Here is a 25,368-nt window from a genome sequence, read left to right as displayed (position 1 = left end):
CATTAAATAATAGTGATATATAATGAATATTGGTAGCATATTGGTAGTTTCAAAATAATGCTAATATACAATAGGATACTTTCTGTAAAGCTCTTACTAAGTACAATGAAAAATAGACTATATGTAAATACTTAATTTGTAATACATTACATAGCTTGTAGTTCTGCGAAGACTTTGCAGGTTTCGTTCGTAGGTATGCAGGCACAAGAAGTTGCAATCAAGCCTAATTTGAGAGTTGTATTAAAGTCTGATACAGAAGTGCTTGATGAGGTCGTTGTGACAGCAATGGGTATTAAACGTTCAGAAAAAGCATTGGGATATTCTGCAACCTCTGTGAATAGTGACAAGATTACAGCTACTCGCAATTCAGATGTGATGTCTGCTTTATCCGGAAAAATTGCGGGTGTACAGATATCAAGTAACTCATCGGATCCGGGTGCGTCTAATTCTGTTGTCGTACGTGGTTTTAGTTCTTTGTCAGGTTCCAATCAGCCGCTTTATATTATTGATGGAGTACCGATGAGTAACTCTTCCGCCGGTTCATCTACCAGTGATGCTCTTGATACGAGCTATGACTTTGGTAATGGTGCCAATGCTATTAATCCTGATGATGTAGAGAGCATGACAGTATTGAAAGGTGCTGCTGCAACGGCACTTTATGGTAGCCGTGCGGCTAATGGTGTTATCATGATCACTACAAAAACTGGTAAGCAGCAAAAGAAAGGTTTGGGAATAGAATATAATGGTGGCTTACAGGCTTCTACTATCTTACGTTACCCGCAATTACAGAATGAATTCGGTATGGGTTGGAGCGGTACACATACTGAATTGGAGAATGGTAGTTGGGGACCTCGTTTTGACGGTTCTATGCGTGTTTGGGGTAATGTCTATGATAACTCGCAGAAAGTAAAGCCTTATGTGGCAATGAAAGATAACATTAAAGATTTCTTTGATACAGGTTTCCGTTACTCAAACAGCCTTTCATTCAATAATGCTAATGAAAAAAGTAATTACTATGTGTCATTTTCACAAATAAGTGATGATGGAATGTTGCCGGGCAAGGCAGATACGTATGACAAATATACTTTCTCTGCCCGTGGCGGACATAAGATTGGAAATTTGACCCTGTCATCTTCTGTAAATTATGCAAGTCAGCGTAATAAGTTTGCTACAACCGGACAGGGACTTTCAATGATTAACTCTCTGTACCAAACTCCGCGTGATATAAGCATTATTGGTCAAAAGGATTTGAATGATCCATTCAATGGTCCGGGATACTATTATACTCCTTATGGTGTAACCAATCCCTATTATATTCTGGATACTTATATGAATACTTATAAGTCAGAGAAGATTTATGGAAAGTTCCAGGTAGATTACGATTTCTTGAAATATTTTAAGTTTACCTATCGCATCGGTTTAGACGCTACGAACAGCGAACAAAAATATGGTGAGCCTAATTTGGCAGCTTTATTTGCCGGTACTCCTAATGATGATCAGGGAAACTTTAATGGAAAGAACGGAAAGGTAATGGAAGAAATGTTACGTCGTCGTGAGCTGAATCAAGATGTATTAGTTACTTTCAGCATGCCGGTAAGTGATTTTGATATCAATGCTTTAGTCGGTGGTAACTTCAATGAGCGTAAATATTCTTCAATGACATCGACTGTTACAGGTTTGGATATCCCTACCTGGTATCATTTGAGCAATTCGGCCAATACTCCTCTTGCAGAGGAATTAAGCTCCCGCCGTCGTTCCAATGCGGTGTTTGCACAAGTGGACTTGGCATGGAAAAGCATGGTTTATTTGACTGCCACAGCGCGTAACGACTGGTCATCTACTCTTCCTAAGGGTAAACGCGGTTTCTTCTATCCGGGTGTTACAGGTAGTTTTGTATTCAGCGAATTGTTTAATGAAGATTTGAAAAGCTGGTTTACATTCGGTAAGATTCGTGCGGCTTATGGTAAGACCGGTAATGATGCCGATCCTTATATGACATTGACTTCTTATGGTCAAGCCGTGGCTGATAGCGGTGGCTGGGGTGAAGTGAAGTTTCCGCTGAATGGTACTAATGCTTTTACCAAAGGTAATATACTTGGCAATAATGCATTGAAGCCGGAGATGACTACGGAATATGAATTCGGGGCAAATGTAGCGTTCTTTAATGGACGATTGTCAGTAGATGCGGCATATTATAACCGTAATTCAGACAATCAGATTATGAGTTTGAATATGGATGCTGCCAGCGGTTATACATATCGTAACGTCAACTTGGGTAAAATTCGTAATCAAGGTTGGGAGTTGCTTGTTACCGGACGTCCTATTCAGACTAAAGACTTTACTTGGGAATTGACCTGGAACTTTACGAAAAACAATAGTAAGGTAATCAGTTTGCCGGAAGAATTGGGCGGCCTTGCTACCATTTTCGGTTTGAGCGGTGGTACAACACTATATGCTATTGTAGGTGAACCTTTGGGTACGTACAAAGCTGAAGTTCCTATGACTGATGATAATGGTAATATTGTAGTGAATCCTTCTACCGGTCTGCCGGTGGCTTCAGACCAAATGGCTATTGTAGGTACCATGAACTATAAATATCAGATGGGTGTATCTACCATGTTGCAATACAAAGGTATTACTTTAGGTGTAGATTTCGATATTCGTCAGGGTGGTAAAATGTATTCACGTACAAAGGCAATCAACTATTTTACAGGTAATGCTATCCAGACTGCCTATAACGACCGTAACCCGTTCATCGTGCCTAACTCGGTTAATCAATTAAGCGATGGCAGTTTCGTGGAAAATACCACTCCGGTGAGCTATGCTAAGATTTGTGATTATTGGAATGCAGGTGGAGATATGATGGGCAGCTATGAATTGATTGATAAATCATTTGTTAAGTTGCGCAATATCTCTTTAGGATGGGATTTGCCAAAGAGATGGTTATCCAAGACTCCGTTCCAAGATATCAAGGTGTCTGTTTACGGAAGCAACCTTTTTGTATGGACTCCGTCAGACAATACCTTTATTGACCCGGAAATGACTTCATTCGGTAATGACCTTGAAGGACAGTACGGTGAATGGACGGCCAACCCGAGCAGCCGTAAGTTCGGTTTTAACTTAATGGTTAAATTCTAAAAAAACAGAAACGAATATGAAAAAGAAACTGATGATATTTGCTTCCTCGTTGCTCATAGGGTTTACGAGCTGCAACCTTGATATTAATACGGATCCGGATGCACCGAGTGATGTAACACCGGATATGATACTTCCTGCTGCGGAAAATGTTATTGCATGGACGGTAGGTAATGCTATGTACAATTATGCCGGTTTCTTTGCTCAGTACTACGAGCAAATGCCGGAAGCTCAGCAATATGATGCATTGATTGAATATGATATAAATCCTTCTTCTCAGATTATAGACCGTGCTTATACCCAATTATATGCAGGTGCTTTGGAAGATTTGAAAACTATTAGCGAAAGTGAAGATGTAACTCCGGCCGACCGTTTTGCCGTGTCTGTATTGCGTGCATTCAGCTTCCAGTTATTAGTGGATAATATGGATCAGGCTCCTTACAGTGAAGCTTTGATGGGTAGTGAAAATCCAATGCCTAAATGGGATGGCGGCCAAGCCATATATGAAGGTGTTTTGGCAGAAATGGAAGAAGCTGAAAAAGAGCTTGGGGAGTCTGCAATGACTTGTACGGATTTGCTGCTCAATAAGAATGTATCCCAATGGGTTGGTTTTGCCAATGCTCTTCGTTTGCGTATGTATCTTCGATTTATTGATGCGGGTGTGGATGTTGCCGGATATACGGAAAAAGTAAAATCTCTCGTTACTGCCAATCAATTCTTTTCCGGTGATGTGAAATTTGATGTGTATGCCAATGAAACATCCAAGTATAATCCTTGGTATGGACAGAATAACATCAGTCTGGCTAACAATCATTGTGCTTCATATCCTATCATTGCGTATATGAGTCAGACAAATGATATCGAACGTTTGGCTTATAGTTTTAAGGAAGCAAAAGCTACCAAGAAGTATGAGGGTGAAATTCCGGGAGTCAAGAATAATCTGAAAGGAAGTAAATTTAATAAAGATTATAGCGGTATGCAGTATTATGCTACAAAACCGGTCTATTTCTTTACTCAAAGTGAGCTTCAGTTCTTGATAGCGGAGGTATATATCCGTTTCATCAATGATGATGCCAAAGCAAAAGCTGCTTATGAAGCCGGTATCGAAGCCGACTTCGCCGCACGTGGCTTGACCGGAGCGGATGCATTATATACTACTACTGTTAGTTGGGCTTCGGCTACAACTACTGATGCTAAATTGAAACTTATTTATATGCAAAAGTGGGTTGCTCTTTGCTATATGGATCATATGGAGGCTTGGTCGGAAATTCGTCGCACGGATTGTCCGAAACTGTCATCTAAATCGGCTGCCGATATGGCAAGTGGTGATATTTCAGGGTATGAGGCCGGTGATTTAATTGCTCCGATGACTAATGCGTTGGGCGGTCAGAATATGATTAAGCGTCTGTATCCTTCTTATAGTGCAAGTCAGCTGAATAAAAATACTCCTACAGGTATGAAGTTGACTGATCCTGTTTGGTGGGATAAGAATTAAGCGTATCAATCACATATTTATAATAAAAGAAAGATATGAAAAAGATAATATATAGTTTATTTGTTTGTTTATCGCTTGTGATGGTTTCTTGCGATGAATCAACACAAGACCCGTCATTCATCACTTACTATGTGGATTTTGAGATGAACGGAGACGAGATTATGACGGTTGAATTAGGTACCCCTTATGTAGAGCCGGGTGTAATTGCTAAAGAGCAGGGCAAGGATATTACTTCTACGATTGTAACTACCGGTGCGGATAAAGTAGACGTCAGCAAGGCCGGTGTATATTTCATTACATATTCAGCTACAAACGTAGACGGGTATAGCAGTGAGATTACAAGAATGGTTGCCGTTTATGACCCTGCCATCACTACCGATATATCCGGTACGTATTCTACCAGTTTGGACTCTAATCGCCAAATGCCTCAAACAAACGATGAAGGTGAAGATATGACAGATGACGGTGGTAATTATGTGTGGGATACTCCGGAACCTTTCTCAAGTAATTTCTCTGTTGTCATTGAAAAGATTGCTCCGGGTATTTTCCATATCTCGGATATGATGGGCGGTTACTACGATCAAGGCCGTGGATACGGTGCTGCGTATGCTATGCCTGCTTATGTCAGCATGAAGAGCAATACTGACCCTGCATTTACTATCGTATCAGGAGGAACTTCTGCTTTTGGTGGAATGTATGATGAATTATCCGGTATCACTTATAATCCGGATGTAACTCCGGCTGATGATATTTATCCGGGCATATTGAAATGGTCTATTGAATATCAGGGAATGTTATTTAATATAGTGTTGGATAAACCAGTAGAATAAATATAAAAGGAATACGTATATGAAAAAATATTTGATGTTATTGTTTGCCGTTCTTTCCTTCTCGCTGACAGGTTGCGAAGAAACGGATGTAGAAGCGGGCGGTACTGCCGTAGAAAAGATGGCAGGAACATGGTATGTAACATGGGAGCAGAAAAATGCTCAAGGAGAATGGGAAGATGTATTGGGCGGTACGGTGGAATTGAACACCTATAATACTGCCGCTAATGTTCCTACCGAGATGTGGTTGAAAGAAGGCTATCTGCTGAATACTGCATTGAAAGTTACTACTAACTATGCAGGTCGTACGTTCGAAATGGCAGAAACGTCTATTGCTGTCAATGAAGCTAATTGGGGAGCGCCCAAGATAACACTGAGCATTACAGACGGTAAGGTTTTGGAAGGCGAGGCCACTACTCCGAGCGGAATGCCGGCGGATAGTATTGTTTTCTTTGTAAATGTGCAGGGAGACGATACCTATAAAATCGCGGGTTTCCGTCGTACAGGCTTTGCTGAAGATGAGTAATTTTGAAACTAGAGAATACGAAAAGGAGGACAACGCAACATTGTCCTCTTTTTTTTTGTTATATTTGCCGCCACATATAATAAAGGTATACATATATAATAAGGTATAAAATAGAATGAAAGAATTTGTAATTTCCGAAGCACAGGTCGAAACCGCAGTATTGGTAGGTCTTATCACGAAAACTCAGGATGAGCGCAAGACGAACGAATACCTCGATGAACTGGCATTCTTGGCTGAGACAGCCGGGGCGGAAGTGGTGAAACGATTTACTCAGAAGTTAGACCAGGCAAACTCTGTGACATATGTCGGAAAGGGTAAGCTGGAAGAAATAAAAGAATATATCCGTAACGAAGAAGAAGCCGAACGTGAAATCGGTATGGTGATTTTCGATGATGAGCTCTCGGCAAAGCAGATACGTAATATTGAGGCTGAGTTGAAAATAAAGATATTAGACCGTACCTCACTCATTCTCGACATTTTTGCCATGCGTGCACAGACTGCCAATGCGAAAACTCAGGTTGAACTGGCGCAGTATAAATACATGCTTCCCCGTCTGCAACGTTTGTGGACTCACTTGGAACGTCAGGGAGGTGGTTCAGGTGCGGGTGGCGGTAAAGGTTCCGTAGGTTTGCGCGGTCCGGGTGAAACACAGTTGGAGATGGACCGTCGTATCATCTTAAACCGCATGTCATTACTGAAAGAACGTTTGGCGGAGATTGATAAGCAAAAGGCAACCCAGCGTAAGAATCGCGGTCGTCTTATTCGTGTAGCATTGGTAGGATATACCAATGTAGGCAAATCTACTTTGATGACGTTGCTTTCCAAGAGCGAAGTATTTGCGGAGAATAAGCTCTTTGCTACGTTGGATACTACGGTACGTAAAGTTATCATCGAGAACCTGCCGTTCCTTTTGTCAGATACGGTTGGTTTTATCCGTAAATTGCCGACCGACTTGGTAGATTCTTTTAAATCTACTTTGGACGAAGTGCGCGAAGCCGATTTGTTGCTGCACATCGTAGATATTTCACATCCCGACTTTGAAGAGCAGATAGAAGTGGTAAACAAGACATTGGCGGACATCGGTGCATCCGGTAAACCCATGATACTTGTATTTAATAAAATAGACGCTTACACCTATGTGGCGAAAGCGGAAGACGACCTTACCCCCAGAACCAAAGAAAACTTAACGCTCGAAGAACTGATGAAGACATGGATGGCAAAGATGGAAGACAACTGTCTCTTTATCTCTGCCCGTGAACGAGTCAATGTAGAGGAATTGAAGAGTGTGGTTTATCAGCGTGTAAAAGAACTGCACGTGCAAAAGTACCCCTATAACGATTTTCTTTATCAGACCTACGAAGAAGAAGAGGTTTAATTTAATGAAGAGTTAAGAATGAAGAGTGAAGAATTACCGTGCGGAATGATGTCTGCACGACACGGCGCAGCCGGATTCTTCATTCTTAATTCTTCATTCTTAATTTAGGTGTTATGACTTACAGAAACTTGACCGAAGACGAAGTGCTCCGGTTAAAGAGCCAGTCGTGTCTGGCGGATGATTGGGGGAAGGTAACCGTTGCTGAAGAGTTTTCAACGGAATTTGTGCATCATACCCGCTTCTCGGGCGAGGTGCGTTTGGGGATATTCCATTCGGAATTTACCTTACCGGGTGGAATAAAGAAACATTCCGGTTTGCGGCATGTAACGCTTCACAATGTAACGGTGGGCGATAACTGCTGCATTGAGAATATTCAGAACTACATTGCCAATTATGAAATCGGACATGATACTTTCATTGAGAATGTGGATATCATTCTTGTAGACGGGTTATCTAAATTTGGTAATGGTGTAGAGGTATCCGTTCTGAACGAAACGGGTGGCCGTGAGGTTCTTATCAGTGATAAACTTTCCGCTCATCAAGCTTATATCATGGCGCTTTACCGCCATCGTCCGGAGCTGATTGCACGGATGAAGGAAATAACAGATTTCTATTCCAATAAGCATGCTTCTACTGTCGGTTCTATCGGTAATCATGTCATGATACTCAACACCGGTTCTATCAAGAATGTGCGTATCGGTGACTATTGCCACATTTGCGGTACGTGCCGTCTGTACAACGGAAGCGTCAACAGTAATGAGATAGCTCCTGTACATATCGGTCACGGCGTTATTTGCGATAACTTTATTATATCATCCGGTTCGCGTGTGGACGACGGTGCTATGCTTACCCGTTGTTTTGTAGGGCAGGCTTGCAAACTGGGGCATAACTATTCTGCTTCGGATTCCTTGTTCTTCAGTAATTGTCAGGGAGAAAACGGTGAAGCATGTGCCATCTTTGCCGGACCTTATACGGTGACGCACCACAAATCCACTTTGCTTATAGCCGGTATGTTCTCCTTTATGAATGCCGGTTCCGGTTCCAATCAGAGTAATCACATGTACAAGCTCGGCCCTATTCACCAGGGAACGTTGGAACGCGGCGCTAAGACCACTTCCGATTCTTATATTCTGTGGCCTGCAAGGGTGGGGGCTTTCTCTCTCGTTATGGGTCGTCACGTCAACCATTCCGATACTTCCAACTTGCCGTTCTCTTATCTGATAGAGCAGAACAATACGACCTATCTTGTTCCGGGTGTCAATCTGCGTAGCGTAGGTACTATCCGTGATGCCCAGAAATGGCCTAAGCGTGACCAGCGTACCGATACCAATAAGCTGGACTTCATTAACTACAACCTTTTGAGTCCGTATACTGTACAAAAGATGTTCAAGGGGCGGGAGACATTGAAGAACCTGCGTTATGCTTCGGGTGAATTATCCGATATCTATTCTTTCCATAGTGCCAAGATTCGCAATTCAGCATTGGTAAAAGGTATTCGCTTTTATGAAATCGCTATTCACAAATTCCTTGGTAATTCCGTAATCAAGCGTTTGGAAGGTATCAATTTCAGAAGTAATGAAGAGATACGCACCCGCCTTAAGCCCGATACCTCTATCGGTAGCGGGGAGTGGGTGGATATTTCCGGATTGATAGCTCCTAAAAGCGAAATTGACGCATTAATAGACGGCATTGAGTCCGGGGTGGTCAACCGATTGAAAAACATCAATGCGGAATTTGAACGGATGCATCAGAACTACTACACTTACGAGTGGACATGGGCGTACGACAAACTGGAAGAATTTTACGGTATCAATCCCGAAAATATTACGGCGGAAGACATTATACACATCGTAGAAAAGTGGAAAGAGTCTGTTGTCGGTCTAGACCGTATGGTCTATGAAGATGCCAAGAAAGAATTTTCTTTGGCTTCTATGACCGGGTTCGGAGCCGATGGCTCACGTCTTGAAAAAGAACTTGACTTTGAGCAAGTGCGCGGTGATTTTGAAAGTAATCCGTTTGTAACTGCCGTGTTGAAACATATCGAAGTAAAGACGGCGTTGGGCGATGAATTGATAGGGCGCATGCGACACGTACGTTAAGTAATGGCAAGATGGTTGTGCCTATAAGTTTTCACCCTAATTAAAGAAATATTTCAATAATAGTTGTTACCTTTGTGTCACGAATCACTTTTAAATATTAAATGAACAAGTAATTATGGCAACAACACCTCCGTTCAAGTATCAGCCCATGTTCGAGAAGGGTAAGGATACAACTGAGTATTATCTGCTTACAAAAGACTACGTGTCCGTAAGCGAGTTTGAAGGAAAACCCATCCTGAAGATTGAAAAAGAGGGTCTGACCGCAATGGCTAATGCGGCTTTCCGTGACGTTTCGTTTATGTTGCGTCGTTCGCACAACGAACAAGTTGCTAAGATTTTGAGTGACCCTGAAGCAAGTGACAACGATAAGTATGTGGCTTTGACTTTCCTGCGTAATGCCGAAGTTGCCTCTAAGGGTGTGCTGCCCTTCTGCCAGGATACGGGTACGGCTATCATCCACGGTGAAAAAGGACAACAAGTGTGGACGGGCTATTGTGATGAAGAAGCCCTCTCGCTCGGTGTCTATAAAACATATACGGAAGAGAATCTGCGTTATTCTCAGAACGCCCCTCTCAATATGTACGACGAAGTGAATACGAAGTGCAATCTTCCGGCGCAGATTGATATTGAAGCTACTGAAGGCATGGAGTATGAGTTTCTTTGCGTTACTAAGGGTGGCGGTTCTGCCAATAAAACATATCTCTATCAAGAAACGAAAGCTATCCTGAATCCTGAAACGCTGGTTCCGTTCCTTATCGAAAAGATAAAGACATTGGGTACGGCTGCTTGTCCGCCCTATCACATTGCATTCGTTATCGGTGGTACTTCTGCCGAGAAGAACTTGCTGACGGTGAAGTTGGCTTCCACTCACTTCTACGATAACCTGCCTACCGCCGGCAATGAGTTCGGTCGTGCTTTCCGTGATGTGGAATTGGAGAAACAGGTATTGGCGGAAGCTCACAAGATTGGTCTTGGCGCACAGTTCGGCGGTAAATATCTGGCTCATGATGTACGTATCATTCGTTTACCGCGTCACGGTGCTTCCTGTCCGGTAGGTCTGGGCGTGTCCTGTTCTGCCGACCGTAACATTAAATGTAAAATCAACAAAGAGGGTATTTGGATTGAAAAACTCGACAGCAATCCGGGTGAGCTGATTCCTGCCGAACTCCGTAAAGCTGGTGAGGGTGATGTAGTGAAGATCGATTTGAACCAACCGATGGAAAATATCCTGAAGGAGCTGACCAAGTATCCGGTTTCTACCCGTCTGTCTCTGAACGGTACTATCATCGTAGGTCGTGACATCGCTCATGCCAAGTTGAAAGAACGTTTGGATCGCGGTGAAGATTTGCCGCAATACATCAAAGACCATCCTATCTACTATGCCGGTCCTGCCAAAACTCCGCAGGGAATGGCGTGTGGTTCAATGGGGCCGACAACTGCCGGACGTATGGACCCGTATGTGGACCTTTTCCAAAGCCATGGCGGAAGTATGATTATGCTTGCCAAAGGTAATCGTAGCCAGCAGGTTACGGATGCCTGCAAGAAGTATGGCGGCTTCTATCTCGGTTCTATCGGCGGTCCTGCCGCCATCTTGGCACAGAATAATATCAAGAGTATCGAGTGTGTGGAATATCCCGAAATCGGTATGGAGGCTATCTGGAAGATTGAAGTGGAAGATTTCCCCGCATTTATCCTGGTGGATGATAAGGGTAATGACTTCTTTAAACAACTGAAACCCTGGAATTGCAGTAAATAAGTGCCGCAAGATTAAATAAAGACAGAGCCGCCGAGGGAAACTTCAGCGGCTCTGTTTGTGTTTGATGAGTTTCCTGTCAAAAATATATATGGAAAAAGGCTGCTGTATTTTGGTACATTTTCTATCTTTACGCTTTCAAACACAAATATCTGATAACATGGAACAAACACTTACACAATCCAAAGCAGGACAACACATTGTATGGCTCGATGTAGCCCGATTGGTAGCTATGTTTACCGTAGTTTGCTGCCACAGCGCAGACCCTTTCAATTTCTTTCCGGGTACGTCGCCCGACATCGAAAGCATTAAGTTTTGGGGAGCCGCCTATGGCGCGGTGCTTCGCCCCTGCGTACCGCTATTCGTAATGATTACCGGCGCGTTGCTGTTGCCGGTACGTGGAGAAGCATCCGTATTTTATAAGAAACGTATTCCCCGCGTATTCTTCCCGTTTATTATCTGGTCGCTGATATATAATTTCTTTCCTTGGATAACGGGACTGTTAGGGCTGAACCCGGAAGTCATTCTTGATTTCTTCCCTTACTCGGGCGAGGATGTCATGCGCCAATCTTTTGCAGTGAGCATGGGATATATCGCTCAAATACCCCTTAATTTCTCGCTGCTTGCCGTACATATGTGGTACATATACTTGCTGATCGGCCTTTACTTATATTTGCCGATATTCTCGGCATGGGTGGAAAAGGCGTCGGAACGTGCCAAACTCTGGTTTCTTGCGGCGTGGGGAGTGACTTTATTACTACCTTATTATAATGAGTACGTATCGGAATATCTTTGGGGCGGTTGTTCGTGGAATGCGTTCGGAATGTTGTACTACTTTGCCGGTTTCAACGGTTACCTGTTGCTGGGGCATTATTTGCGTAACCATGATTGGAGCGGAAGACAACTGGCATTTATCGGTATACCGATGTTTGTAGCGGGGTATGCGGTGACCTTCCTGGGGTTTTGTCACATGACTTCGTTACCGGACTTCACGGATGAAATGCTGGAATTGTACTTTACATATTGCTCGCTGAATGTAGTCATGATGACTGTTCCCGTATTCGTACTGTGTAAACGGGCAAATATTAAATCGGAAAGAGTCAGACGAGCGCTGGCCAATCTGACTCTTTGCGGTTTCGGTGTGTATATGATACATTATTTCTTTACCGGACCGAGTGTGGTACTGATGCGCGCTATCCATATTCCCATTCCTTTGCAGATACCTTGTGCGGCAGTGGTGGCATTCTGTGTATCCTGGTTTCTGGTAGCGATGGCTTATCGCTGTTTCGGGAAGAATACGAAATGGGTGTTGGGATAGGTATGCTTAATTACCTATCCGCTTTTTCCACTGCTCGTACTTTTTCAGCACTTTCAGTCCGGCATTGTTGTACCAGCTGTATCCATTACGGCGTTCATAGCCTATCTCGGAGATATCGTACTTCTTCACGCCGTCTCGGTCGCAGAAGAAAGGACGGTTGTCTTCGAGAGTGTAGAAACGCGCCCAAAGTACGGGACAAGGATAATCGTCCTGCGGGCATGGAATCATCCGGTAGTCTTTTTGGCCTTCGCTATTAGTGAAATTCTCACGCATGATACCTGTTATCTTGTTTGCCTTGAACCATGCGATGGCTGCTTCCACGGAAGCGATGATTTCGGGTGACGGATCGGGGATGGACATCAACAGTAGGACGATGTTGTCCGATTCGGCCCCGCTGAGTGAGGGAAGTTCGTAGGCACGGGCCTTGGCGGGGGCGAGGGTGTGTTCGTCATGCTGGGCGCACCACACTGTCAGTTTGCCGTTTTGCTTCACCTGAGTATTAAGGATACACTCCACACCTTTGTCGAATGCGGCACGGGCGCGTTGGCAAAGAGTATCCGGTACATAGGTGTACGGGGCTTTCTTGTTGTAAACATCACGTAGCAGGTTCATGACGTTTACCATTGCGTTGTCGTTGTAGGTGATGTGGGTATAATAGCCTTTGGGACGCGGCCAGAATTGAGGCCAACCGCCGTTGGGGTATTGCGCTTTCAGTATGTAACGTATACCTTCTAAAGCGGCCTCTTTGTATTTCTCTATATCGGTGGCCAGATAAACCCGGGAAAGGTAACGGATTTCCGTACTCGTGGCATTATTGTCGATGGTACTCTGGTTGACGTTATCTTTCGCGGCGAGGGCTTTCTTATACTCATCGGCCGTCAGTTCGGCGGGCATATAGATGTTCTTGGGCCAGCCGCCGGTCGTTTGTTGGTAGAGCAGTACATTGTCGGCAATGCGAATGGCTTCGGGAGTGGTGAAGAAAGCGTCATCCAGTTTGGGAGCTATCTTCACCCAATCCTTGTAGGGATGTTTTTCCTTGTAATCGGTTGTTTCCTGCGCATTGGCTCCGGTGAGAAGGGCGAGCAATGCGCAGAAGAGAAATGTTCGTTTCATACTATTGAAGTTTTGAGTTTCTTTGCGAACAAAAGTAGGGAAAACTCTAAAGAGAGAATAGTAATATTTGTTTTTAAGAGAGTAAATATTGTGATTTATGTATTTACTCTAAATATTGTTCCACTCTTCCACTGATTTGCAGCAAGGATATTTCGCATAGTTTGGTGTCATATTCCGCCGATAAGATACGTTCTTCGGCATCCAGCAGGCTCTTTTGCGCTTCACGCATTTCAATACCGGAGAGGTTACCGAGCATATATCGTTCCATGGCAATCTCATGGTTTTCTTTGGCTGCAACAAGGTTCTGACGTTCCAGGTTCAGCATTTGGAGGTTGTTCTGATAGGCTTGCCACAGGTTACTCAGGTCGGCGCGCAAGGCTTGTTCCAACTGTTCCCGTTCCAGACGGGCGTTTTGCACTGCGATACGTGCATTCCGGAGTTCGCGGCGACGGTTGCCGTCAAAGAGATTGAAGCCTACGGTGACGCCTACGTTCAGTCCGAGGTTGCTACGACGGCTGTTGGCGGAAATATCATATTTGTTGAGGGTATAGCCGTAGCCGCCATTCATCTTCACGTACGGGTAGTCGCGGGAACTGGCTTTTTTATAATCCAGTCGTGCCAAAGTATTGTTCTGTTCAGCTTTCAGTAAAGATGCATTGGCTTGGAGAGTGGCGTTCCAAAGTTCCTCGAAATTCAGTTTGGCGCTGACATTGATGAGGCTGTCTTCAACGATGAAAGGGCGGTCTACATCTTCGTGTGCCATTAATTCGTTCAGCTGGATGCGTGAGGTATGCAATAACTCCTGTTGTTTCATGTATTGCGCACTGTCGGCATTGAAGTCTACTTTAGCCTGCTGGTAGTCCAGGCGGGAGAAGTTTCCGATATGATAACGCTCCTCTACGATACGCAGACGTTCTTTGGAGAGCGATACGGCATAGCGGAAGTTCTTCAGGCGGATTGTGTGCTGTACATAATTGTAATATTCGGCTGCAATATTGGCTATCAAATCTTCGATGGCGATACGGGTATTGGTTTCGCCTTGTCGTTCCAGCTCTTTCAGTTTCTGGTAGTTGGCGGTGATATTGAAGCCGTCGAAGATAGTCCAGCTCAGGTTAATGCCGGCATCGACGGTCTGGTCGAACACACCGTTCTCTTTGGTTGTTTCACCGGTGGCGCGCAGCTTTGTTTCGGTATTATCCAAAGTACCTTTATAACCGGCAGATAAGTCCAGGGTAGGCAGGTAGCCGGCATTGGCAAGGGTGGCGTTGTTCTTGCTTACTTGCTGTTCGTTACGGGTGATACGCAGGGAATAGTTGTTCAACAGCCCCTGTTCCAGACAAGACTTCAGGGTATAGATAGGCGCGGGCTGTGCCTGAACGGCAAGCGTGGCGCACAGAATGATTAAGAAAGATAAAATCGTACGTTTCATTCGTTCTTTAGTTTACTTCGGTTGGTAGATACATAACTATAAATAGCGGGGACGATATACATCGTGAGCAGTGTGGACACAAGCATACCGCCTACTACGGCCGTACCCATGGCGATACGTTGGTTACATCCTTCACCTGTGGCGAATGCCAACGGTATCAGTCCCAGTACGGTAGAGGCGCTTGTCATCAAGATGGGGCGTAGGCGTTGCAGAGCGGCATCTTTGATGGCTTGCATCTTGTCCTCGCCGGTTTCCTGCTTCTGATTGGCGAACTCTACGATAAGGATACCGTTCTTTGCCACCAGACCAATCAGCATGATGATACCGATTTGGCTGAATATATTCATTGTGATGTCTCCGAAATACATGAATATCAGTGCGCCGGCAATGGCAAGGGGCACCGTCAGCATGATAATCAGCGGGTCTTTGAAACTTTCGAACTGGGCGGCCAGAATCAGGTAGATAAGCAGGATTGCCAGAATGAAAGCGAACATCAGACTGGAAGAGCTCTCACGGTACTCTTTTGAGTCACCGGTGAGGGCGGTGCGGAAAGTGTCGTCCAATGTTTCTTTAGCTATCTTGTCCATTTCGTCCAAACCTTGTCCGATAGTCTTGCCATCGGCAAGCCCGGCGGAGATAGTGGCGGATACGAAACGGTTGTAGCGATACAACTTAGGCGGAGCGATGCCGTTTGTCAGTTCTATAAGGTTGTCGAGCTGTACCATATCCCCCTTGTCGCTACGGATATAAATGCCTTTCAGGTCGGCAGGCTTGTTACGCTGTTGACGGTTGATTTCTCCCAATATCTCGTATTGCTTGCCGTTCATATAGAAGTAACCCATGCGCTGGCCGCTTAAACCGTATTGCAGTGTTTGGGCAATGTTACGGGTGCTGACTCCCATGATACTTGCTTTGTCACGATTGATGTTGATACGGGCTTCTGGTTTACTGAACTTCAAGTCCACATCCGCCATTTGGAACACCGGATTCTCGTATACTTTCGCCATGAACTTGGGAAGTACCTCTTGCAATTTCTCAATGTTGGTAGCTTGCAGTACGTACTGTACGGGCATGCCGCCGCGTCGTCCGCCGAACGAGGAAGACTGCTGCACGAAAGAACGGGCCATCGTTTTTTTCTGTACCGCTTTCGATAGCTTTTCCGCTACTTCCATTTGCGTATAGTCACGGTCCTGCATGTCTTTCAAAGTAATGCGCACGTTACCGCTACCGCTGGATACACGGGCGGTCACCGCTTCCGCATCGGGCACGATAGAATCGACCAGCTGGTTGATATCTTCTGTGTAGTCACGGATATATTCGTAGGTGACGCCTTCGGCACCACGCGTATTGATGCTGATTTGCGAACGGTCTTCCAGCGGTGACATTTCCGCGGGGATATAGTTCCAAAGAAAACCGATAATGATAATGGTTAACGCCGTAAACGGCAGTGCAATCCAGCGTTTCCGCAGGAAAGCGGCCAAAGAGCGGCTGTAAACGTTGTTCATCCCTTCGAAGAAAGGTTCGGTTTTACGATAGAACCAGCTTTGCTTTTCTCTTTTTATCAACAGTTTGGTAGCCAACATCGGTGTAAAAGTCAACGCGGCAAAAGAGGAGATGATAACCGAACCGGATACTACGATACTGAATTCACGGAACAGACGTCCTGTCGTACCGTCCATAAATACGATAGGGAAAAACACCGCTACCAGCGTAATGGTGGTGGAGATTACGGCAAAGAAGATTTCTTTGGCTCCTTCGATACCTGCCTCTTTCGGGGGCATTCCCTTTTCAATACGGACATAGATATTCTCCGTCATAACAATGGCATCGTCCACCACAAGTCCCACGGCAAGCACAATGGCCAGCATGGAGAGTACGTTGATGGAAAATCCTGCCAGGTACATCACAAAGAAAGCTCCGATCAATGAGACGGGAATTACGATACAGGGAACGAGGGTCACACGCCAGTCGCGCAGGAACAGGAAGATGATGATGATTACGAGGATGAACGCTTCGTACACCGTCTGCTTTACTTCATTGATGGAGGCACGGATGAATTTGGTATTATCGAAACCGTACGAGTAATGCACATCTTCCGGCAGGTCTTTCTGCATCTTCTCCATACGTTCGTACACGGCGTCGGCAATCTGGATATGATTGGCGCCCGGTTGCGGAATCACTACGATACCCACCATAGGCACACCGTTCATCTTCATATAACTTTTGATGTCTGCCGGGCCAAGTTCGGCGCGGCCTATGTCGCTGAACCGGACGATACGGTTGCCGTCTTCTTTCAGGATGAGGTTATTGAATTCCTCTGCCGTATGCATCAGGCCGAGCGTGCGAATCGTCAGTTCGATGGTATTTCCTTCGATACTGCCCGAAGGAAGTTCCACATTCTCATTGTCTACCGCATTCTTTACGTCGATAGGAGTGATACCGTAACCGGACATCTTAATGGGGTCGAGCCACAAACGCATGGAATAACGTTTCTCTCCCCAAATGCTTACGCTGCTTACATCGGAAATGGTTTGTAACTGTTCTTTGACCGTGAGGTCTGCTATCTCGCTAAGTTCCAGCAACGAACGCTTGTCGCTTTGCAAAGCCACCATGAGGATAGGAGTAGCATCCGCGTCGGCTTTGGATACGGTTGGCGGGTCGCAGTCGCGGGGTAAATAACGCTGGGCGCGCGAAACTTTGTCACGTACGTCATTGGCGGCCGTTTCCAAGTCGACGGAAAGCTCGAACTCTACCGTAATACGTGATGAACCCTGCTGGCTGACGCTGGAGAGGGAACGGATCCCCGGAATACCGTTGATATTCTGCTCCAGCGGTTCTGTAATCTGATTTTCGATAACGTCGGCGTTTGCTCCGGGATAGGAACAGGATACGGAGATAATAGGATTATCCACTGACGGATACTCGCGGACACCGAGGTAGTTGTACCCGATGAAACCGAAAAGCAGGATAATCAGTGTCAATACGGTGGAGAGTACCGGTCTCCGTATGCTTAATTCAGATATATTCATGATAAGAAGTATAAGGTATGAATATGAAGTATAAGGTACGAATTATGAATTACTGCTTCCGGCATAAACCTGCCATAGCTCATATTTTATTCTTGATACTTTATACTTAGTTAATGTTGTCTAATGTCACGGGTAATCCTGTGCGGAGTTGCAGGGTTCCTGAAGTGATGATTGTATCGCCTACGTTCAGACCTTGCAATACTTGCACTTCGGCTTCCGTCCGGATACCGGTGGTAATCTCTGTCGGCTGTGCTTTTCCTGACTTATAGAGGAAAATCTTATCCTTACCCATTTCCGGTACGATGGCTTCGGAGGGTACGGCAAGCGCATTCTGTATTTCGTCCTTATTCAGTTTGATACTGGCGTAGCGTCCCGGCAGTACGGCGCTGTTGGCGTTGGGATAGAGCGCACGGATGGTCAGTGTATGGGTCGTGGGGTCTATCTTTGATTCGCGTGCGTAAACAGTGGCATGGAAAGCGTTCAGCTTTCCTTCGAGCGTAAAGTCCAGCCCTGCGCCGATTTTTACGTCATTGGCATATCGTTCGGGTACTGCGAACTCTACTTTCAAGGGGGAGAGCTTGGTGAGTTTGGCTACAATGGTAGAGGGAGAAGCGTATGTTCCTACGCTGACCTGCCGCAGGCCGATAACTCCGTCAAAGGGAGCGCGAAGCTCTGTTTGTGCAATATTGGACTCTATCAGGTCGATGTCGGCATTCAAGGTCGCCAGTTCGGTCTTTACCTGCTCGTACGCTTCCTTACTGACCGCATCTCTTTCCAGCAAGGCATTTTGACGGAATACGCGGTCTTCCGCCAGCTTCAACTGCGATACCAGCCTTTGCAATTGCGCCTGAAGAGGACGATCGTTCACTTTAGCGAGCAATTGCCCTTTCTTCACGAAACTGCCTTCTTCAAAGTTGATTTCGATAATCTTGCCGGATGTCTCGAATGAAAGGTCTACTTCTTCATCGGGCAGCAAACTGCCGCTGATTTGTATTTCGTCTTTTAGCAGTTGCGGTTTTATTATTTTGGCGTTTACGTTCAGAATCTTTTTGCCTCCACGCTTACCGGTCATTACTTTATCGGCAGCCGCCAATTCCTCGTTTGTCTTGGGAAGTTGAGAATAAATACCTCCGCCTATCAGTCCGGCACCAATGAATAGGATGATGCCCCATTTTACTTTTTTATTCATATCGTAGTATTAGTAGTATATTTAGCCGTAGATTTGGACGGAAAAGGTACGAAAAAGTTTAAAACAAGAAAAGTTAATAAAAGTGATAAGGCAATAAAGCGGTAGAGCGGTAGGGGCAAGACTGCCACTTTACCGTTTTATTAATACGCTGCCCTGTATTTACCTTCTTCCTTATCTTCCAGCATGTTCAGGTAAGAGGCATAGCGGGATTCGCTGATGTAATGTTGCTCTACCGCTTCGCGTACGGCGCAACCCGGTTCATGGCGGTGGGTACAGTTGTTATAGCGGCAGCCGGCGGAAACTTTGAATATTTCCGGAAAGTAATGTCCTATTTCTTCTTCTTCCATGTCGAATGTTCCAAAACCTTTGATGCCCGGTGTGTCGATGATGTAGCCGTCACCCGGCACGGGAAACATTTCGGAGAAAGTGGTGGTGTGCATACCTTTGTTGTGGTAGGTGGAGATAGCGCCGGTCTTGATATCCAGTTCAGGCAGGATAGCATTGATAAGGGTGGATTTGCCTACTCCGGAATGTCCGGAGAAGAGAGTTATTCTCCCTTTAAGCTCTTCTTTTATGGTGTCGACGCCTTCACCGGTTTTGGCGGACACCTTGAAACAAGGGTAACCGATAGTGGTGTAAAGATTGATAAGCCCGTCCAGATAGCGAAGCTCGTCTTCATCGTAAGCGTCTGTCTTATTGAATATGATATTGACGGGTACTCGGTATGCCTCGGCTGATGCCAAAAAGCGGTCGATGAATGTAGTGGAGGTTTCCGGATAATTCACTGTTACCACCAGCATGCACTGGTCGAGGTTGGCGGCAAGGATATGAGATTGTTTGGACAAGTTGGACGAACGTCGGATGATGTAATTCTTCCGGTCTTCGATTTCATTGATGAAAGCCGTGCCTTCCTGGTTCAATATGATTTGCACGTAGTCGCCTACCGCCACCGGATTGGTGCTACGGATACCTTTCAGACGGAAGTTACCTTTGATTTTACATTCAACGTATGTTCCTTCGTCGGTCTTTACCAGATACCAACTCCCTGTATTTTTAATTACCAGTCCCCTCAAAATAGTTGAAAGTTGAGAGCCGAAAGCTGAAAGTTGAGTGCCGGGAGTCGTTGGAACGGTCATGCCGCACGGTAACTCTCAACTCTCAACTTTCAACTTTCAACTATATTTATACTGTCATAATCTCTTTGTCCTTCGCCGCCAGCATATCGTCAATCTGCTTGATATACTTGTCGTGAATCTTTTGCAGCTTTTCCTCGCCGCCTTTTTGGGCGTCTTCCGCCAATCCTTCTTTCACAGATTTCTTAAAGGCGTCGATAGCGTCGCGGCGTGCGTTACGTACACTTACTTTGGCGGTTTCGCTTTCGTTCTTACACTGTTTGGCAAGTTGTTTACGGCGTTCCTCTGTCAACGGAGGAATACCGATGCGGATGATTTCGCCGTTGTTTTCGGGCATGATGCCGAGGTCGGAGTCGATGATTGCTTTCTCAATGACACGGAACATGCTCTTGTCCCACGGCTTGATAGCGATACTGCGGGCATCCGGGGTGGTTACGGCTGCTACGTTGTTGATGGGCACCATGCTTCCGTAAGAATCGACACGGATTCCGTCCAGCAAACGAACGTCGGCTTTTCCGGCACGGATATGGGCTAATGATTCTTCCAGGTACATTACAGCCATATCCATTTTCTCTTGTGCTTCGTCTAAGATGTCTTTTACGTCTTTCATATTTCTATTGTTTGAAGTAGCTTTTAATTTGAAACTTTGCAAATATAATTGTTTCACGACAGATTACACAGATTTACACAGATTATTTTATTCGGATAACCTGTGTAAATCTGAATCCGTATCTGTCATGTAAACCGGCGGATGGGTGCGGATGGATATCAGTTATGTACCAGCGTTCCTATTTCTTCGCCTTGCATTACTTTTTTCAGATTGCCTACGGTGTCCATATCGAAGACGATGATGGGCAGGTTGTTTTCCTTACACATGCAGGTAGCCGTAAGGTCCATGACTTTCAGGCCGCGTTTCAGCACTTCGTCGTAAGTGATATCGTGGAACTTCGTAGCCGTAGGGTCTTTTTCCGGATCGGCGGTGTAGATGCCGTCGACGCGTGTCCCTTTCAACATGACGTCCGCTTCTATTTCGATACCGCGGAGGCTGGAACCGGTGTCTGTCGTGAAGAACGGATTACCCGTTCCGGCAGACATGATAACCACTTCGCCCGCTTCCATGCACTCGATAGCTTTCCATTTGTTGTAGAATTCACCGATAGGTTCCATGCGGACGGCTGTCAGCACACGGGCTTTTACGCCTGCCGCTACCAGTGCCGAGCTTAGCGCAAGGCTGTTGATAACGGTTGCCAGCATACCCATTTGGTCGCCTTTTACACGGTCGAAACCTTTGTTGGCGCCGCTCAGCCCGCGGAAGATGTTGCCGCCGCCGATAACGATGCCGATTTGTATGCCCAATTCATGGATTTCCTTAATCTGCGCTGCATATTCGGCCAGACGTTTCTCGTCGATACCGTATTGCTTTTCTCCCATCAGGCTCTCGCCGCTGAGTTTCAATAAGATTCTTTTGTATGTTGCCATAGTTTATTAATTTATTTCGCTTAGCGGCAAAGATAGGAAAATAATGCCAATCGCTATAAACAATTTTCAGTTATTCTTTCAGCGTATAGTCACCGGCTTTTGCGGTTACTGCGGCCTGCAGCTCGTCGAGTGTCTTTTCGCCTTCCGGGAATTCCACGGTCGCCACCGGCGGATTGAGGGTTACGGTGGCGTGTACGCCTTCCATGCTGTTCAATGCTTTTTCCACATGCATGCGGCAATGGTTGCACATCATGCCTTCCACTTTAAATTCTTTTCTCATGATTTTTTCTGTTGATGGTTCTACTTTATTGTCCGGTTGTCCTGCCGGGTCGATGGCAGGGCTTTCGGCACTCTCTATCTTTTTCCTTTTCAGCCGCAAGCTGTTGGTTACCACGCTGACGCTGCTGAACGCCATGGCCGCGCCGGCTATCATGGGATTCAGCAGGAAGCCGTTGACGGGGTAGAGTACGCCGGCTGCGACGGGTACACCTATTATATTATAAATGAACGCCCAAAACAGGTTCTGACGAATGGTGCGCACGGTCAGTCTGGAGAGCTTCAACGCTTCCGGTATCTTTGTGAGGTCGGAAGAGATGATGGTCATCTTGGCTACATCCATGGCGATGTCGCTGCCGCCGCCCATGGCGATGCTTAAATCCGCTTGCGCCAGGGCTGCGCTGTCGTTGATGCCGTCGCCTACCATTGCCACTTTCCTGCCGTTTTTCTGCAGGTCACTGATAAAGGCGGCCTTATCCTGCGGCAATACTCCCGCTTTATAATGAAGAATACCCGCTTTGCGTGCAATCTCCCGTGCGGTGGCTTCGTTGTCGCCCGTCAGCATGCAGACTTCGATGCCGGCGGCTTGCAATTCGCTGACGGCCTGTATGGAGGTCGGTTTGATTTGGTCTGTAATTCCGGCTATGGCAAGCGCGTTTTCGCTGTCGGCAAACCAGATAACGGTCTGCGCGTCCGTTGTCAGACGGGCGGCCTCGTCGCTTAGCGACCGGCTGACAGCAATCCGGTTCTCTTCCAGCAGTTTCCGGTTGCCGGCATAATAGGCTTTTCCGTTCGACTCGCCTTTTACGCCCCTGCCGGTGATGCTTTCAAAATTATCGATGCTTACGCTTCGGGCATCTTGTAAGTGGCGGACTACCGCTTCGGCAAGCGGATGTTCCGATAACTTTTCCAGGCTGTAAAAGATGTTTCCGGTCTCCGCCGTCTGCGTTTCCCAAATCAAATCGCCGACTACCGGCTTCCCTTCGGTTACGGTTCCGGTTTTGTCCAGTACCACCGTATCAATCTTCTTGGCGGTTTCCAGACTTTCGGCGTCTTTTATCAGAATGCCCCGTTCCGCGCCTTTGCCGATGCCTACCATGATGGCGGTAGGTGTGGCAAGTCCCAGGGCGCATGGGCAGGCGATGATGAGTACCGTAACCAATGCTAGCAGTCCGTGTGTGAATCCGCTCTGTCCGTCCAGCAACATCCATGCGATGAAGGAGAGCACGGCAATGCCGATAATAACCGGTACGAAGATACCCGCAATCTTATCTACCAATTGCTGGACGGGGGCTTTACTGCCTTGCGCGTCCTGCACCATGTGGGTGATTTTTGCCAACAGCGTATCTGTCCCTACTTTCTCCGCGCTGAACCGGAAACTTCCTTTCTGATTGATAGTGCCGGCAAAGACTTTTGCATCCTTTTGTTTGGCTACCGCCACCGGCTCACCGCTCAACATGCTTTCGTCCACATAAGAGCTGCCTTCCGTGACGGTGCCATCTACGGCGATCCGTTCTCCCGGTTTCACTAAAATAATGTCTCCCGGACGAATCTGTCCAATCGGGACAACCTTCTCCGACGAGGAACCGTCAATGACGGTTACCGTCTTGGGTTGTAGTCCCATAAGTTTCTTGATGGCGGAGGAAGTGTTTCCTTTTGCCTTTTCTTCCAGCAGCCGTCCCAGCAGGATAAAGGCGATGATGACACTCGCCGCTTCGAAATAGACGTGCGGATGAATACCCCTTTCCAGCCAAAACCCGGGGAACAGCATGTTGAACAGGCTGAAAAGGTAAGCAATCCCGGTACTGTTGGCTACCAACGTATCCATATTGGCCGTGCCATGTTTCAGTTGCTTCCATGCGCTGGTAAAGAAACTTCTTCCCAACCAGAATACGACGGGAGTGGAGAGCAGCCACATAATGAGATTGGCGTACGGCATGTCCATAAAGAACATGCCGATAACCATAATGGGTACGGACAAGACGATGGCCCATGTGGTACGGAATTTCAGCGCGCGATATTTTTTGTCGTGCGCCTGCTCCAACTCATCCGGCGTATCCTCATCCTGTTTTATCAGCAAGTCGTATCCGGCATTCTGCACTGCCTGTTGCAGGGCTTCGGGAGAGCAATCCCGGGTGTCATATTCCACGGTCGCCATTGCCGAAGCGTAGTTTACGGTCGCTTTTTGGACGCCGGACTGATGGTTTAACGTCTTCTCCACTCTTGCCGAGCATGAGGCGCAACTCATTCCCAATACGGGGAAAGTTTCTTGAACAATGCTTTTGTTTGCCATAATGTTGTATCTAAATTGTTAGCTCTTGATATGGAACTTTCAGTACCAACGGCTGAAACCGGAAATACCAACGGTTGGTACGCCTGATACCAACGGTTGGAATCTTCAGTACCAACGCTTGAAACTGCCGGTACCAACCGTTGGTATTTCCGGTACCACGGGTTGGGAACTTATTTATCTCACGTTCCAAACTTTTATATGGAACAAAGATACGGCAGGGAAGTTGCTTGGGAATTGTAAAATTCGGGATATGATTTACAAGATTACGCCTATACCTCGTCAAGCGGTTTGCGCTTGTTTGCTTTTATCTTCTTGAAATAACTGGGTGTCAACCCGGTGACGCTCTTGAATTGGGAGCTGAGATAGGCTGCGCTCGAATAGTTCAGCTTGTCGGCTATTTCGTTCAGGGATAGTTCTCCGTATACCAGCAGTTCTTTGGCGCGCTCTATCTTCTGCGCGATGAGATACTTCTCGATAGTGGTATCGGTGACTTCCGAGAACAGTTTGCTTAGCGCGCTGTACTCCCGATGCAGTTTGGCTGCCAGATAATCGGACAGGTTGACCTTCAAATCGTTGTCGTTGTAATGCACTAATTCGATGATGGCGTCTTTTATCCGCTCTGTTGTCTGGGACTTCTTATCGTCAATCAGTTCGAATCCGAAAGGCTCAAGCGAGGCTTTTACGCTCTGATATACCTCGTCTGTAACGGTGCCGGGCAGGACGGCGATGCCCAGTTCCACCGAAAGGGGGTGGAGTCCCAATTGCTCAAGCTGGTTTCTCACCACCATGATGCAACGGTTGCAGACCATGTTCTTGATGTGCAGCGTATTTTCGGAATTGGGTACGGTATCGGGCATCTTGTTCTTTTTCGAGCAAAGATAACACGAACGATTTGTTTT

17 protein-coding genes and 1 pseudogene are annotated in these 25,368 nt (G+C 46.2%); 8 read left to right on the top strand and 10 right to left on the bottom strand.

The window, feature by feature from the left end; translation table 11 throughout:
* Positions 1-165: 165 nt before the first annotated feature.
* The 8 genes and pseudogenes from BHV73_RS12055 to BHV73_RS12020 form a co-directional block, all read left to right on the top strand.
* Positions 166-3,138 (top strand): annotated as a pseudogene (locus BHV73_RS12055) (SusC/RagA family TonB-linked outer membrane protein); the annotation flags it as partial.
* A 16-nt stretch (positions 3,139-3,154) separates the two neighbouring features.
* Complete coding sequence (locus BHV73_RS12050; protein WP_009122907.1) at positions 3,155-4,630, top strand: SusD/RagB family nutrient-binding outer membrane lipoprotein; 1,476 nt, start codon at positions 3,155-3,157, stop codon at positions 4,628-4,630.
* 35 nt (positions 4,631-4,665) lie between these two features.
* On the top strand, positions 4,666-5,460 hold the full coding sequence (locus BHV73_RS12045; RefSeq protein ID WP_009122908.1) for a BT_2262 family domain-containing protein: 795 nt from the start codon (positions 4,666-4,668) through the stop codon (positions 5,458-5,460).
* Between the two features lie 19 nt (positions 5,461-5,479).
* On the top strand, positions 5,480-5,983 hold the full coding sequence (locus BHV73_RS12040; protein WP_087412408.1) for a lipid-binding protein: 504 nt from the start codon (positions 5,480-5,482) through the stop codon (positions 5,981-5,983).
* Positions 5,984-6,098: 115 nt separating this feature from the next.
* Positions 6,099-7,358: a GTPase HflX gene (gene hflX, locus BHV73_RS12035; protein ID WP_009122911.1), complete on the top strand. Its 1,260-nt coding sequence runs from the start codon at positions 6,099-6,101 to the stop codon at positions 7,356-7,358.
* 113 nt (positions 7,359-7,471) lie between these two features.
* Positions 7,472-9,457, top strand: a complete 1,986-nt coding sequence (locus tag BHV73_RS12030; RefSeq protein ID WP_009122912.1) for a DUF4954 family protein — start codon at positions 7,472-7,474, stop codon at positions 9,455-9,457.
* Positions 9,458-9,572: 115 nt separating this feature from the next.
* Positions 9,573-11,213, top strand: coding sequence for a fumarate hydratase (locus BHV73_RS12025; protein ID WP_286738421.1), 1,641 nt, complete (start codon positions 9,573-9,575; stop codon positions 11,211-11,213).
* A gap of 157 nt (positions 11,214-11,370) precedes the next feature.
* A complete protein-coding gene (locus BHV73_RS12020) occupies positions 11,371-12,528 on the top strand; it encodes an acyltransferase (RefSeq protein WP_009122915.1) in 1,158 nt (385 codons plus the stop codon).
* 6 nt (positions 12,529-12,534) lie between these two features.
* On the opposite strand, the gene pelA is transcribed toward BHV73_RS12020, so the two are convergent.
* The 10 genes from pelA to BHV73_RS11970 form a co-directional block, all read right to left on the bottom strand.
* On the bottom strand, positions 12,535-13,641 hold the full coding sequence (pelA, locus tag BHV73_RS12015) for a pectate lyase (protein ID WP_009122916.1): 1,107 nt from the start codon (positions 13,639-13,641) through the stop codon (positions 12,535-12,537).
* A gap of 103 nt (positions 13,642-13,744) precedes the next feature.
* On the bottom strand, positions 13,745-15,070 hold the full coding sequence (locus BHV73_RS12010; RefSeq protein WP_009122917.1) for a TolC family protein: 1,326 nt from the start codon (positions 15,068-15,070) through the stop codon (positions 13,745-13,747).
* Positions 15,067-18,099 carry an efflux RND transporter permease subunit gene (locus BHV73_RS12005; protein WP_286738420.1) on the bottom strand — a complete coding sequence of 1,011 codons (3,033 nt, stop codon included), beginning with the start codon at positions 18,097-18,099 and terminating at the stop codon, positions 15,067-15,069. The genes BHV73_RS12010 and BHV73_RS12005 overlap by 4 nt, the downstream gene beginning before the upstream one ends.
* Before the next feature lie 106 nt (positions 18,100-18,205).
* A complete protein-coding gene (locus BHV73_RS12000; protein WP_009122919.1) occupies positions 18,206-19,288 on the bottom strand; it encodes an efflux RND transporter periplasmic adaptor subunit in 1,083 nt (360 codons plus the stop codon).
* 140 nt (positions 19,289-19,428) lie between these two features.
* The gene (rsgA, locus tag BHV73_RS11995) at positions 19,429-20,361 is read right to left on the bottom strand and encodes a ribosome small subunit-dependent GTPase A (protein WP_087412407.1); all 933 of its coding nucleotides are present in this window, start codon (positions 20,359-20,361) and stop codon (positions 19,429-19,431) included.
* A gap of 109 nt (positions 20,362-20,470) precedes the next feature.
* A complete protein-coding gene (frr, locus tag BHV73_RS11990) occupies positions 20,471-21,031 on the bottom strand; it encodes a ribosome recycling factor (RefSeq protein WP_009122921.1) in 561 nt (186 codons plus the stop codon).
* A gap of 158 nt (positions 21,032-21,189) precedes the next feature.
* Entirely contained in the window at positions 21,190-21,900 is a 711-nt protein-coding gene (gene pyrH, locus BHV73_RS11985; RefSeq protein WP_022217846.1) for a UMP kinase, read from the bottom strand.
* A 70-nt stretch (positions 21,901-21,970) separates the two neighbouring features.
* Positions 21,971-24,469: a heavy metal translocating P-type ATPase gene (locus BHV73_RS11980; RefSeq protein ID WP_087412406.1), complete on the bottom strand. Its 2,499-nt coding sequence runs from the start codon at positions 24,467-24,469 to the stop codon at positions 21,971-21,973.
* 10 nt (positions 24,470-24,479) lie between these two features.
* The gene (locus tag BHV73_RS11975) at positions 24,480-24,659 is read right to left on the bottom strand and encodes a hypothetical protein (protein ID WP_087412405.1); all 180 of its coding nucleotides are present in this window, start codon (positions 24,657-24,659) and stop codon (positions 24,480-24,482) included.
* Positions 24,660-24,738: 79 nt separating this feature from the next.
* Positions 24,739-25,326, bottom strand: a complete 588-nt coding sequence (locus BHV73_RS11970; RefSeq protein WP_087412404.1) for a helix-turn-helix domain-containing protein — start codon at positions 25,324-25,326, stop codon at positions 24,739-24,741.
* Positions 25,327-25,368: the final 42 nt, after the last annotated feature.

It is taken from the genome of Bacteroides sp. 44_46, assembly GCF_001915465.1.
Lineage (GTDB): Bacteria > Bacteroidota > Bacteroidia > Bacteroidales > Bacteroidaceae > Bacteroides > Bacteroides clarus.
This window is presented reverse-complemented; position numbering and strand designations above follow the sequence as displayed.

Excerpts from the sequence above, each read along its gene's own strand:
- hflX (WP_009122911.1), top strand. The coding sequence starts at position 6,099 with ATGAAAGAATTTGTAATTTCCGAAGCACAGGTCGAAACCGCAGTATTG.
- BHV73_RS12025 (WP_286738421.1), top strand. The coding sequence starts at position 9,573 with ATGGCAACAACACCTCCGTTCAAGTATCAGCCCATGTTCGAGAAGGGT.
- BHV73_RS11980 (WP_087412406.1), bottom strand. The coding sequence starts at position 24,469 with ATGGCAAACAAAAGCATTGTTCAAGAAACTTTCCCCGTATTGGGAATG.
- BHV73_RS12040 (WP_087412408.1), top strand. The coding sequence starts at position 5,480 with ATGAAAAAATATTTGATGTTATTGTTTGCCGTTCTTTCCTTCTCGCTG.
- BHV73_RS12030 (WP_009122912.1), top strand. The coding sequence starts at position 7,472 with ATGACTTACAGAAACTTGACCGAAGACGAAGTGCTCCGGTTAAAGAGC.
- BHV73_RS12005 (WP_286738420.1), bottom strand. The coding sequence starts at position 18,099 with ATGAATATATCTGAATTAAGCATACGGAGACCGGTACTCTCCACCGTA.
- BHV73_RS12020 (WP_009122915.1), top strand. The coding sequence starts at position 11,371 with ATGGAACAAACACTTACACAATCCAAAGCAGGACAACACATTGTATGG.
- pelA (WP_009122916.1), bottom strand. The coding sequence starts at position 13,641 with ATGAAACGAACATTTCTCTTCTGCGCATTGCTCGCCCTTCTCACCGGA.
- BHV73_RS12050 (WP_009122907.1), top strand. The coding sequence starts at position 3,155 with ATGAAAAAGAAACTGATGATATTTGCTTCCTCGTTGCTCATAGGGTTT.
- BHV73_RS12000 (WP_009122919.1), bottom strand. The coding sequence starts at position 19,288 with ATGAATAAAAAAGTAAAATGGGGCATCATCCTATTCATTGGTGCCGGA.
- BHV73_RS12010 (WP_009122917.1), bottom strand. The coding sequence starts at position 15,070 with ATGAAACGTACGATTTTATCTTTCTTAATCATTCTGTGCGCCACGCTT.
- frr (WP_009122921.1), bottom strand. The coding sequence starts at position 21,031 with ATGAAAGACGTAAAAGACATCTTAGACGAAGCACAAGAGAAAATGGAT.
- BHV73_RS12045 (WP_009122908.1), top strand. The coding sequence starts at position 4,666 with ATGAAAAAGATAATATATAGTTTATTTGTTTGTTTATCGCTTGTGATG.
- BHV73_RS11970 (WP_087412404.1), bottom strand. The coding sequence starts at position 25,326 with ATGCCCGATACCGTACCCAATTCCGAAAATACGCTGCACATCAAGAAC.
- pyrH (WP_022217846.1), bottom strand. The coding sequence starts at position 21,900 with ATGGCAACATACAAAAGAATCTTATTGAAACTCAGCGGCGAGAGCCTG.